General features: G+C 42.0%; 11 protein-coding genes. 6 read left to right on the top strand and 5 right to left on the bottom strand.

Annotation, left to right across the window (positions count from 1 at the left end; all coding sequences use genetic code 11):
• Positions 1 to 335: 335 nt before the first annotated feature.
• The 3 genes from pgl to pgi all read right to left on the bottom strand — a co-directional run bounded on the left by pgl (position 336) and on the right by pgi (position 4,535).
• A complete protein-coding gene (gene pgl / locus F9Y84_RS15980; protein ID WP_147389112.1) occupies positions 336 to 1,046 on the bottom strand; it encodes a 6-phosphogluconolactonase in 711 nt (236 codons plus the stop codon).
• On the bottom strand, positions 1,046 to 2,515 hold the full coding sequence (gene zwf, locus F9Y84_RS15975; protein WP_147389111.1) for a glucose-6-phosphate dehydrogenase: 1,470 nt from the start codon (positions 2,513 to 2,515) through the stop codon (positions 1,046 to 1,048). Before zwf ends, pgl begins: the two co-directional genes overlap by 1 nt.
• A 373-nt stretch (positions 2,516 to 2,888) precedes the next feature.
• Positions 2,889 to 4,535 carry a glucose-6-phosphate isomerase gene (gene pgi, locus F9Y84_RS15970; RefSeq protein WP_147389110.1) on the bottom strand — a complete coding sequence of 549 codons (1,647 nt, stop codon included), beginning with the start codon at positions 4,533 to 4,535 and terminating at the stop codon, positions 2,889 to 2,891.
• Between the two features lie 373 nt (positions 4,536 to 4,908).
• Between pgi and F9Y84_RS15965 the strand changes: the two genes are divergently transcribed.
• Positions 4,909 to 5,946, top strand: a complete 1,038-nt coding sequence (locus F9Y84_RS15965; protein ID WP_128729923.1) for a LacI family DNA-binding transcriptional regulator — start codon at positions 4,909 to 4,911, stop codon at positions 5,944 to 5,946.
• A gap of 172 nt (positions 5,947 to 6,118) precedes the next feature.
• Here the strand turns inward: F9Y84_RS15965 and F9Y84_RS15960 are convergent, their stop codons facing one another.
• On the bottom strand, positions 6,119 to 7,192 hold the full coding sequence (locus F9Y84_RS15960; RefSeq protein WP_147389109.1) for an AI-2E family transporter: 1,074 nt from the start codon (positions 7,190 to 7,192) through the stop codon (positions 6,119 to 6,121).
• Between the two features lie 309 nt (positions 7,193 to 7,501).
• Between F9Y84_RS15960 and F9Y84_RS15955 the strand changes: the two genes are divergently transcribed.
• The 5 genes from F9Y84_RS15955 (at position 7,502) to F9Y84_RS15935 (ending at position 11,092) form a co-directional block, all read left to right on the top strand.
• Positions 7,502 to 8,167, top strand: a complete 666-nt coding sequence (locus F9Y84_RS15955) for a hypothetical protein (RefSeq protein WP_128729926.1) — start codon at positions 7,502 to 7,504, stop codon at positions 8,165 to 8,167.
• Position 8,168: 1 nt separating this feature from the next.
• On the top strand, positions 8,169 to 9,620 hold the full coding sequence (gene bepA / locus F9Y84_RS15950) for a beta-barrel assembly-enhancing protease (RefSeq protein ID WP_147389107.1): 1,452 nt from the start codon (positions 8,169 to 8,171) through the stop codon (positions 9,618 to 9,620).
• A 136-nt stretch (positions 9,621 to 9,756) separates the two neighbouring features.
• Positions 9,757 to 10,104, top strand: a complete 348-nt coding sequence (arsC, locus tag F9Y84_RS15945) for an arsenate reductase (glutaredoxin) (protein WP_147389106.1) — start codon at positions 9,757 to 9,759, stop codon at positions 10,102 to 10,104.
• On the top strand, positions 10,104 to 10,655 hold the full coding sequence (gene wrbA / locus F9Y84_RS15940; protein WP_147389105.1) for an NAD(P)H:quinone oxidoreductase: 552 nt from the start codon (positions 10,104 to 10,106) through the stop codon (positions 10,653 to 10,655). Before arsC ends, wrbA begins: the two co-directional genes overlap by 1 nt.
• Positions 10,652 to 11,092, top strand: a complete 441-nt coding sequence (locus F9Y84_RS15935; protein WP_147389104.1) for a DUF2069 domain-containing protein — start codon at positions 10,652 to 10,654, stop codon at positions 11,090 to 11,092. Before wrbA ends, F9Y84_RS15935 begins: the two co-directional genes overlap by 4 nt.
• A gap of 115 nt (positions 11,093 to 11,207) precedes the next feature.
• Here F9Y84_RS15935 and F9Y84_RS15930 read toward each other — a convergent pair whose 3' ends face one another.
• A complete protein-coding gene (locus F9Y84_RS15930) occupies positions 11,208 to 12,542 on the bottom strand; it encodes an ankyrin repeat domain-containing protein (protein WP_147389103.1) in 1,335 nt (444 codons plus the stop codon).
• Between the last annotated feature and the right edge of the window lie 66 nt (positions 12,543 to 12,608).

Below are 12,608 nucleotides of genomic sequence, written 5' to 3'. Positions count from 1 at the left end.
TGCCCATAAACTCTGCGATTGACACGTAAGTCATTGCTCTCTTTTGCACAAATTAGAATACCCCATTATGGGACTTGCTGATAAGCTCAATGCTTAATTTTAAATAAGTAAAAACTATTGCTGTTACTCGTAAGAAGTAAGAAGTAAGAAGTAAGAAGTAAGAAGTAAGAAGTAAGAAGTAAGAAGTAAGAAGTAAGAAGTAAGAAGTATTGTTTTCGTTTATCTGCTAAATATCCAATGATACTAAATTTTTAGATTCAAGCCACAAATCAAACTATAAAATCGGCTCTCGAGCCGACCTTATAGTCTAGCTATGTATTTGTGTATGCTTGAAGTTAAGGGCACCAAAATACAGTCAAATCAATATCAGGATGAGTTAATACAGCACGCAGTGGAACCGAATACTCTGAGCCTGGTTGCTTTGCAGCTTCATACACTGCCTTTTTCTCCTCACCAGAGATCAATAATACAACGGTTTTAGAATGAGCTATTCCTGCTAATGATAGACTCATACGCTCTGTTATCTCACCTGTGACTTCACTTTGATGCGCATTGATTGCACACACCGTATCGGTAGTTGTTAGTGCATGTTCTAACCCATCGGCATTAGGAAATAAGCTCGCAGTATGACCATCAGGTCCCATCCCAAGAATCGTTACATCAAAAGGCCGTTTCAATGCAGCATAGTCAGACTCACACACTTGCACGCCCTCTTCTGCCGATGCAGCTCGATTCTTCATTGTTACAAATCGAGCGCCCGCCGCCTTGTCTTGTAACAATGTCGATTTGATAAATGCTTCGTTAGACTTTTCATGCTCAGCGTCTACCCAACGTTCATCAACCATAGCAACCGTGATTTTGTCCCAGCCTAGCTCGACACCACTCAGGTGACGATACGCTGGTGCAGGTGAAGAGCCACCCGAAACCAATAACACCGCTTTACCATCTGTTGCGATCCCCTCCGAGAGAGCTGTTTGCAGCAATTCAGTAAGCGCTGCTGTCATTTCGTCTTTAGAAGCAAATTCTCTTTCTGTGATACTAGCCATTACGCATGCTCTCCTGCATTAAACCAGACATGTTTATTTTCTTCTAGTAATTCGTCTGCATCCTCAGGTCCCCATGAACCAGCGCGATAAAGAGATGGTGCACCTTTACCTTGCCAACGTTCAACAATCGGATCTATCCATTGCCATGCTTGGCGCACCTCATCACGATGGATAAACAGTGCTGGATTATTCGCTGCTGCGTCTAACATTAGACGCTTGTATGCGTCTGAGTGGTAACCATTGTTATACTTTTCACTTAAGGAAATATTGAGCGTTACAGGCTCAAGTTGCATCTCAAGATTATCAAGACGTTTTGACATCAACGTTAGCTGAATACTTTCTTCTGGCTGCAATCGAATAACCAAACGGTTTGGCTGAATAGGGCCTGCCGCGTCACCATACACATTGTGAGAAACCGGCTTATACTCAACCACGATTTCAGCGCAGCGTTTTTTCATGCGTTTACCGGTTCTTAGATAAAAAGGCACGCCTGACCAACGCCAGTTATCTATATGTGCGCGGATAGCTACAAAGGTCTCAGTTTCACTTGAACCTTCACCTAACTCTTCAAGATAACCAGGAACTAACTTACCTTCCAAATCGCCTGGCACATATTGACCTCGTACCACATTATCATCGACCTGCTCACCTACCAGCGGTCGTAGTGCTTCTAACACTTTCAACTTTTCAGCACGGATACTATTGGCATTGAGTTTATGAGGAGACTCCATCGCAACCAAACATAGTAATTGCAGTAAATGGTTTTGTACCATGTCGCGAAGCGCACCTGCTTTGTCATAAAAGCCAGCTCGACTCTCCAAGCCCACAGTTTCTGAAATACTGATCTGAATATTATCAATCGTTTTAGCATCCCACAGGTTTTCAAATAATGCATTTGAAAACCTCAACGCCATCAAGTTTTGTACTGTCTCTTTACCTAAATAGTGGTCGATACGAAACACTTGCTCTTCGGCAAAAAACTCACCAATTTTAGCGTTAATCTCTTCAGCAGATTTGCCGCAATAGCCAATTGGTTTTTCCACCACAACACGAGAGTGTTCAGTGATTAATCCTTTAACTGACAACAGTTCACAACAACGGCCATATACCGCAGGTGGCAGCGATAAATAGAATACACGAGACTTTTCTTCACCATCTGCCAAGATATTTTTTAGTGTATCCCAATATTCATCTTCTTCTGTCACATTCACAACAACAGGAACTAAAAATTGCGAAAATGCAGACCAATCTTTTTTGTTGTATTCACCTTTGCCGAGATGGGTTTGTAACGCACTATGAGTCGTTTCGATAAATTCTTGTTGTTTATTTTGCTCACGAACGGTCGGTAAAATGCGAGTGCCCTCAGGTAGGTTACCTTCTTGATATGCACGATACAAAGCTGGTAGGAGTTTACGAAGTGCTAAATCACCCCCCCCACCAAAAATTACGATGTCAAAAGGATTAAGCATAATTCACTCTCATAGGTTAGGCGCGTGCTTTTTACACGCATTGTTTATTCGATTTGGCGCTACTCCAAAGCCTACCAAATTACTTAGCTAACGGGTGATGTTTCGATTGCAACGCACTGTAATACCAATGTTACTTAATATCTACTCAATTTGAGGCTGAGGCCCGACGCTTATTGCATTAGAGGTTCCCAGTTTAAAATAACTAAGCTGTATAGCATTCGCCTAGCTCCGCGTCTCAAAATAGATATTTAATGCGCTTTGGTATAAATGAGCCTTAGAAGCCTGTATTTCCTCTCACAAAAATACAGGCTCTAAGCACTCCAGCGCTACCCGTTCAAAGGTATTCTGTTTACTTTAAGTTCCACTTAAAGTGTTAATTTTTTCTTTTTTGCTTATAGTAAGCCATTAATCCAGCTGTAGAGCTATCGTGAGGGTGAGTGATGCCTTCTTGCGTTAACTCGGCTTCTATATTTGAAGCTAACCCTTTACCCAGCTCAACACCCCACTGGTCAAATGAACACACATTCAAAATAATGCCCTGACAGAAAATTTTGTGCTCATATAGTGCTATTAGACGACCGACCGCTTTGGCATCAATTTTATCAAGGATAAACGAAGAGGTTGGACGGTTGCCTTTATGAATTTTGTGCGGGATCAAATCATCAATTTCAGACTCTGATTTACCTTTAGCAGCTAAATCTGTTCGCACTTGCTCTGCATTTACACCTGCCATCATAGCTTCAGTTTGCGCAAAGAAGTTTGACAGCAAAATTTCATGATGTTTTCCGACTTGCTGTTGAGGCTCAATTGATGCGATGAAGTCAGCTGGCACTATCACATTACCTTGATGCAGGCACTGATAAAACGCATGTTGGCCATTAATCCCTGTCATTCCCCATATAATAGGCACTGTGGTGTAATCAACCTGCTCACCTGCAAAAGTAACATGTTTACCATTACTTTCCATCTCACCTTGCTGCAAATATGCTGGCAGCATATGAAGTGCCTGATCGTATGGTAAAATAGCTTGGGCTTGATAGCCTAAGAAGCTGGTATTCCAAACACTTAACAATGCCATCAGCAACGGAATGTTGTCCTGATTACTGGCACTTTTAAAATGCTCATCCACTTCAAATGCACCTTCAAGCACTTCAACAAACACATCAAAACCTAAATATAACGCAATCGGTAAGCCTATTGCACTCCAAAGCGAAAAGCGTCCACCAACCCAATCCCACATGGTAAATACATTTTCATCGCTGATACCAAATGCACGTGTTTTATCGAGATTAGTGCTTACGGCAACAAAATGCTTTGCTATGGCTGATTTATCATTCGCTGACTCTAAAAACCACTCGACAGCGGTCTTTGCATTGGTCATGGTCTCAGAAGTCGTAAAGGTTTTTGAAGACACCACAAATAGCGTTGTTTCAGCATCTAGTCCTTTGAGTACCGACGCTATCTGCACACCATCCACATTAGAGACATAATGCACATTGAGAGTATCGTCAGCATAAGCTGCCAGTGCATCCGTTACCATTTGCGGGCCAAGGTTTGAGCCACCAACCCCTATCGCAACCACATTTTTTACCGCTTTACCGGTGTAACCTACCCATTCACCAGATCGAACTCGTTGACTAAACGCTTTTAGTTTTTCTAATTCCGCATTTACTTGTTCTGTGACGTTTACGCCATCAACATAAACAGGTGTATTGGCTCTATTTCTCAGGGCGGTATGTAATACGGCTCGATTTTCAGTGATGTTGATCTTTTGGCCAGAAAACATTTTTTCTCGCCAACCGGCAACATCACATTCGTCTGCTAGCTGCATCAGTTCAGAAAATGTTTGGTCATCAACACGTTGCTTGGAGAAGTCGAACAATACACCGGCAATTTGACGAGAAAACTTATCAAATCGTTGGGTATCATTGTCAAACATCGTTTTTAAATGCTGCTGTTCAACTCGCAGCACCGACTGACGAAGCTTTTGCCAACTATCCAATTCTACACGACCACTCATTACACACTCCCCTAAGATGCGTGTTACTTCCTTATATTTCAGGAAGTAACAACAAAGAAACACTTTTAATTAAGCACATTATGCCAAAATGACAACGCTGTCAAACTGCTTCTTTTCAATTTTACATTGCGAATAATAACCTAAAATTAAATTTTTGACACCGGTATCATTCATTTATTTCTGCGAAATGTAGTGCTAAATTCTGTATATAATAAATAGCCTAAGAAAAATAGATGATCCTTTTATTAAGACGTAATGGCGAATAAGTAATTACAATGGAATACTGTGCGCTAGCTTAAACTTGCATAAAACGCTACTATTCCTCTGCGCTTAATAATGATCTACACACTCCTGTAAATAGAAGAACAACTACATGAAAGTCACTATTAACGATGTCGCCAAATTAGCTGGCGTATCAATGAAAACAGTATCGCGGGTAATCAATAAAGAACCTTCAGTTAGACAAAAGACTTATGACCAAGTGATGCTGGCTGTAAAAGAGTTAAACTATCAGCCAAACATTGCTGCAAGAAACTTAGCCGGTACTTCTTCATTTGCTATCGGGTTAGTGTACGACAATCCCAACGCATATTATGTAATCGATATGCAGAATGGGGTGTTATCTCGTTGTAAAGACGAAGGCTACGAGCTGGTAATACATCCTTGCAGTTTTAGCTCGGAAGATATGGCTGATGAACTAGTAACAATGATCAAGCGCTCGCGCTTGGCAGGGCTTGTTTTAACGCCTCCTTTATCAGAGCAACAAGCTATCATCGACTTGCTAGATGAACTTGGCATTCATTACGTACGACTGCTTTCTGGTCGAGCAAAAGAAGCACAAAGCAGTGCCAAGAATTGTATTTTTGTGGACGATTATGCGGCCGCTTATGAAATTACAGAGCATTTGATTAGCTTAGGGCACAAAAAAATAGCTTTTGTTTTGGGCGATCAGGAGCACAAATCAACCGCCGAGCGTTTAGCTGGCTACAGAGACGCCCTAGCGGCTCATAAGATACAACCAGATGACTCCCTCCTCTACCATGGTACTTACTCGTTTGAGTCTGGTGTTCAAGGTGCAAAATCTTTACTTGCTGATGGTAATCCAAACAGCATCACTGCAATTTTAGGAGGTAATGATGAGGTTGCTGCTGGCGCACTTTTTGCCGCACGCCTGATGAATATAGAGATCCCGAGTCAACTTTCGATCAGTGGCTTCGAGGACTCTCCATTCTCGCGCCAAACTTGGCCCAAGCTCACTACAGCTCACCAAGCAAATAATGTCATTTCAGAGCACGCTGCACGACTGCTGTTTTCAAAAACAAGAGGCCACCGCAATAGTGACAAAGATATTTGTCACGTGTTTACACCAAATATGGTAGTCAGAGAAAGTACTGGCAGAGTAGTTCAGTAACAGCTTGGCATAGCTAAAATGCGATATGATTTGTTTTGCGCCTACTTTTAGGCGCCAGACAAATCCCATGATAAGGCGCTTTTGACTCATTCAGTGTCAACGTACGCCCAGATGTTGAACGGTATTAAACTTTCGGTTGGTGACGAAGATCCCGCTCCGCCACTTGGCACCATTAATCTTGCTTTGCTATCAGCCCTTGGTTATTGCTTGACCAAGCATTGATGAGTGCTTTTACTAGCGACGCTAAAGGAATGGCGAAAAACACCCCCCAAAAACCCCAAAGGCCACCAAAAAACAGCACAGCAACAATGATGTACACTGGGTTTAAATCTACCGCCTCAGAGAATAACAGTGGTACTAAAACATTGCCATCCAATGCCTGAATAACACCATAAGCTATCACGATAGTCCAAAATTCAGGAGCAAGACCAAATTGGAATAATGCCACTGCAGCAACTGGCAGCGTCACTAACGCGGCCCCGATAAATGGAATTAGAACAGAGAGCCCAACTAACGCCCCCAAGAGCGCTGCATAACGCAAGTCTAAAAACGAAAAGGTGGCATAACTAACTAATCCTACAATGATAATTTCAAACACTTTCCCGCGAATGTAATTCATTATTTGCTGATCCATCTCATGCCAAACTTGTGAGATAAGTTTGCGATCTTTGGGAATAACTTGTGAAATACCAGACGTCAGCTCTTTTTTGTCTTTGAGCATAAAGAAGGCAAGCAAAGGCACAAGCACTAGGTATATCATCCAAGCCACAACATCCTTTAATGAAGTAAGCGAGGCTGAAACAAGGATCTCCCCTAATTCCAGTATTTTATTCTCGACTGATGTCACAATGGCTTGTACTTGAGTCGTAGAAATCAACGCCGGGTAATATTCCGGTAAGTGTAAAAGGAAGTCTTTCCCCTCTTCAATCATTGTTGGACTTTCTTGCAATAAATTACTCAGTTGTTGCCAAAGCACAGGTACGATACCAAATACTAGCCCCAAAGCGATGCTGGCAAATGCTGCCATCACTAAGATAACAGATATCAACCGGCTGCCAGTGATCCGCGCAAGTTTATTAACCGGCCATTCTAATAAGTATGCGATCACAATGGCGACCAATACTGGCATCACATAGCTACCAAAAAAGTACAGTAGCGCCACAGTTGCAACTAAAAGCAGCAACAGTGTCACCGAGTGCGGATCAGAAAACTTTTTGATATACCATGCTTTTACTAACTCAAACATCCGCGATCTCCAAATACATCTCGCCGTTTTCCAATTCAATTATTTGGTACTTCACAGCAACTCCGTCTAAATAATGGGTAATATCTGTTAAATCTTGTGCTTGGTTTAACAATAATTTAAGTCTGCCCAGTGTATAATTGTGGTGCTTCAGGTGCCACTTAAATTGTACAAACAGGGCTGGACAAGTTAACCCTCTAAGATCATGAACAGATTTTGGCTCTGGACCGCTACACAATTCAGTCAATACGGTAGCCCTCAAGGCGTTGATGGTTTATTCTTAGTAACATATTCTACTTTTTGGGAATCTTAATGCCAGGCGTTAATAATAAGGCCCAATTGCCAGCCAATCCAACATTAAAAGAAATAAATTGGTACAAAAAACAAATAAATTGGGGTGAGCTTCCACCATTTTATCATCTTGTAGCCTCTGCGGTCAGCGAATGTGAGGGACTGCTCCATCATGGCTTTGATAATGCAGTGAAGCGATTATTAGACAAACGAAATTGGAATCTTGAGCTACTAGGTGGATACGAAGATGATAGTGGGATTATTCAATGTGAAAACAAACCAAAAATAGCTTTACATCAAGTGTTTACTGACCGTGGTTTTGAACTTTGGGCATATCCAATTGCAAAAGGTACTAAAATTGACGCTTATGTGAAAGATAATCGATTTTTAGAGTTCCGTGTATGGGATCCTCATACCATGAAAAACTTGCTTCGTATCAATCAATTACATAAGTTCATCGCATTTTATTTTGAACGCGGTGACATTGCCGACAAAGCCCTTATCCTGCATGCTCACAAAGTATTGCATATGACCATTAGCTTTTTGCAAAAAGAATTGAACATCACAGGAGTTGACGGGGTCTCAATAAAAGACTTTTACCAACTTTGCGAAAAAGATGCTCGAGCATGCCATGACGAAGTTGACCTCGCTAGAATAATGCTCGGAGAGGACCTTAAAAGGGATTAGAATGCAGTTTAGACCCCTGTTAAACTCAATATTATTAGCATGTGCACTCGTAACGACACATTCAAGTATTGCACAAACCGAATTAAAATTACCCGATCTTGGCACTTCCGCGTTGCAAGTGTTGCCGATTGAAAAAGAACAAGCAATAGGCGAAGTGATGATGATGCAGCTTCGCTCTCGCTCTCCTGTGGTTGGCGATCCGGTGCTGGAAGAGTATTTGGCCAGCTTGGGCAACCGCCTTGTTGCCAATGCTAACGATGTCCGCTTCCCGTTTACCTTTTTTTGGATAAACAACAAAGACATCAACGCATTTGCATTTTATGGTGGTCACGTAGGAGTACACACAGGGCTAATTGCACAGTCTGATAACGAGAGTCAACTGGCCTCCGTCATTGGGCACGAAATTGCACACGTCACTCAACGCCACTTAGCTCGACGAGTACAAAATGCTCAAGACAATAGCGCATTAACAATCGCCGGACTCATTACCGGTATCTTGGCAACCGTAGTAGCTCCCGATGCGGGGATTGCAATTTTATCGGCAAGTCAGACACAGTCGTCGTTAAACCAGCTAACTCATAGCCGCAAAGCTGAGCAAGAAGCTGATCGCTTTGGTATGAACACACTCTACAAAGCGGGTTTTGACCCTAACGCAGCCAGCGAGTTTTTAACCAAACTATCTGACCAAATACGCTTTAAAAATAAGCCTCCAGCTTTTTTACTCACCCACCCACTGCCTGACAGCCGAGTGTCGGATGTGCGCTTAAGGGCTCAGCAGTTTGAAAAGAAACATTATTCTTCAAGTCTTTCCTATGCCCTTGCAAAGAGTCGAGTACTGGCTCGCTATTATTATGATGACGACACAGCCGTTGCATTTTTTCAAAATCAACTTCAGCAGTCCCAAAAGTTAGATAAACGTGCTATCAAATATGGTCTTGCCATCGCGCTGTTAGACACAAAGCAATATCAAGAGTCAGGTAAGCTGCTAGATGAGTTGTTGGCAAAAGAGCCGAACAACCTGTTTTATTTAGATGTGTATACCGATTACCTTATCGCTACCGATGCCCCGCAAAAAGCAGTTGAAATGCTCAGTGCTCAACATCAACTACGACCTAACAATCAGGTGATCACGCTAAACTATGCAAACGCAGCAATTAAAGTAAAACAGTATGAACTGGCAGAGCAGCTGCTTAAAATTTTCCTGTTAGAGAAACCGGAGCATATTTTAGCAAGGGATCTTCTCACACAAGCCTACGAGTTTTTGGATAACAAAGCGGCATATCATGAGTCAAAAGCCAGTGTATACTCACAGTATGGCGCATTTAGTAAGGCAGCAGATGAAGTACAACGTGCGCTTAACCACGTTCAAGATAATGAGGACATTAAACGGACGCGACTCAAGGCATTACTGAGCCAATATAGAAATATGCAAAAAGAAATTGCCAAGTTGTAATCTTGTCAGCCTTTCATACCATCTCGGCTTTAAAACTGTAGAATTAAAGCCGATTTCCTTTTACTTAGCTTTTCGTCAACTAGACATTACGTTATGATCAGGCAGAGTCCAACATTACTAAAATAGAGCTTAAATAATGTCTATCGAAATATATCATAATCCACGTTGTTCAAAATCACGTGAAACTCTGGCGCTACTAGAGTCTAATGGCATTAGCCCCACAGTAATTGAATACTTAAAAACGCCTATAGATGAAGAAACACTCTCGGCGCTACTTACAAAGCTTGGTTTTAGCTCTGCTCATCAATTGGTGCGTAGCAAAGAGACGTTATTCAAAGAGCTAGGGTTGTCTAAAGAAACAGGTGAGGCACAACTTCGTAAAGCGATGCTTGAAAACCCAAAACTTATTGAGCGCCCAATTGTTGTTAATGACAATAAAGCGGCGATTGGTAGACCACCCGAGTCGGTACTTGAAATTCTCTAATGGCTACCATTCTCGTTTTATATCACTCCAGCCATGGCTCTGTGGCAAACATGGCTCATGAGTTTGTAGACACTATTGTCGCCCAAGGTGGCAACGCTGTGGTGCGGGTATTTGAAAAACGTCAAGAGCATGATGTCGTAGTTTCCAAGCAAGATTTAGTCAGCTGTGATGCGTTAGCCTTTGGTACCCCCACTCGATTTGGAATGATGGCATCTCAAGCAAAAGCATTTTGGGAAACGACCAGTGATTTGTGGCTGAAAGGCGCGTTAATCGATAAACCCGCATGCGTCTTTTCGTCATCAAGCAGCATGCACGGCGGCAACGAAGCTACTTTACTCAACCTATCACTTCCTTTACTGCATCATGGCATGATGTTACTTGGAGTACCCTATGATGTACCCGAGTTATTAGCAACAGAAAGTGGCGGTACTCCCTATGGTGCAACACATATTTCTGGGAGCCAGAATAGTACCGTGCTTACTCAAACAGAAATTAAAATTTGTCGCGCAGCTGCCTGTCGGTTACTGCGTGTAGCGGAAAAGTTGAAATGAACACTATTGCAAAAAAGCCTATCACAAAACGCTTTCAGCTCTTGGCGCTAATAGGTTACTTTGGGCTATTAATTTTGATGCCATTGTGGCTTTTTGTACTCGCACCAAGAGAAGGTTATAGCATAGCTTTTGTCTTCGCGGTTTACGTTTTACCGCTGTTACTTCCGCTCAAGGGGATACTCCAAGACAAACCATACACATACGCATGGGCTAATTTTATCGTTATGTTTTACTTCATCCACGGATTCACACTCTTGTGGATCTCTCCCGATGAGTTGCTTTTAGTATTACTAGAAATAGCGCTAGCAACATCGATGTTTATCGGTTGTACTTACTATGCAAGGCACAGAGGTCAAGAGTTAGGCTTAAAAATCAGGAAGTTAAAAGAAGATTTAGCGGATGAGAAAGCAGCGCACGAACATAGCCAAGATCAGTGATATATTTTTTGAGGCTGAACTCATCACTTAAGCCCAGCCCCATGACTGACTTAATACTTGCTCAATGCTGACAAGTATTAAGTCGGTATAAGAAGGTAAAATTGTGACTATGCCATTATCGCAAAGAGAGCACTGCGATTAATACCAAAACAGAGAATAAAACTTGTATTCCAATACTCACCCAAGCCAGTGCGTTTACGCCAAGTAACGACCAAGGCGTCGAGTTATTTGGATATAAAGGATTGCTGCGCTTTCGTCTTGCTATTGCAAATATCCCAATCGATGCTGCCGTAGTTACCAAAGTCGCAATGGTTTTTTCATCGACCTCATCGGTAAAAAAGAGAAATAATTGCAACGGTAACAAAATTGCAGCAAAGGCATAGAGCATGTGAACCGTTTTGATTTTTTGATACTTTGCATCATTGGATAGTTCGATGATCCCACGTTGCTCAAACGTTTGCTTTGACGTTAGCGCCTGTTGTTTCATTGCAACTCGATATGGGGTATCACCGTAAATATCGGCTAATGTAGGATCGTCTCCATGATCAAAAATCATCTCTATCATAGCCGTTGAGTTAGATGCTGCGGCATAGTGCATAAAGTTTCGTCCACACTCATCAAGTTCATTGACATTATGGTATGTCAGCATCGGCTCAACAGCACTTACAAAACCATTTTCAATAGCCAGCATAATTGCTGAGCGCCCTTTGCTATCTTTTGCTACCCCTTTTGCTCCTTGATTAACCAGCGTGAGAATAGCGGATTGTTTAACTTGCTGCTGTGTGAGCTGAAATAACAGTGCTTGCTCCAATTGCTTTGCCACTTCATCTTGGTCGCACATAGCGCATAGTAACTCGAATGTTTGACGGCCATCTAATAAACCATCTGTCGCAAGCTTCGCTGTCTCATCACGGTCACATACACAGGTTTCTAAATTATCAAGCAAAGTAGCATGAATTGCTTCTTCACTGTTACACCAAAGAGATACAACTTCTTCTGGTACAAACTGAATACCCACTTCTATCAACCATATCAGTGTTTTTTCAAATTGCTTTTCGCACAGCAATTCAATAAAAGACAAGCTCTGGTTTTGGAGCTGCATTTGGATATTTGAATACTGTCCTAAGCGCTGGATAAGTGTCTTGATTAATTCATCTTGTTCAACACCGTTTTCTTCGATATGTCGCGTTACACTATTAACATATTGGCGTTGCTTGTCGTCATAATCGTCAATATGTTGAAAGTAGCAAGCTTCAAAAGGTTCCAACGGCCTGAGCCAGGCAAGATAAAACAGCGGAGGAAGTATCGTAGTGGTTACCCCTTGCTCGTCTTTTATTTGTTGGCAATTCGGCCATGCCTCTATGGCATCTAGAATGTAAGCACCGTTTTGTTCGATTAACCCTTTCAGTAACATAGGGTATTGGGCAGGCCAAATTAACACTTGTTCCATGAATGCGCTATTATCCTCAGAATGTAAATATATGCAGCATAATTATCGCGAAATGACTAGGTGGTG

The sequence above is a fragment of the Pseudoalteromonas peptidolytica genome, assembly GCF_012641745.1.
Lineage (GTDB): Bacteria > Pseudomonadota > Gammaproteobacteria > Enterobacterales > Alteromonadaceae > Pseudoalteromonas > Pseudoalteromonas peptidolytica.
The sequence above is the reverse complement of the archived record's forward strand: the minus strand, read 5'-3'. Positions and strand labels throughout refer to the sequence as shown.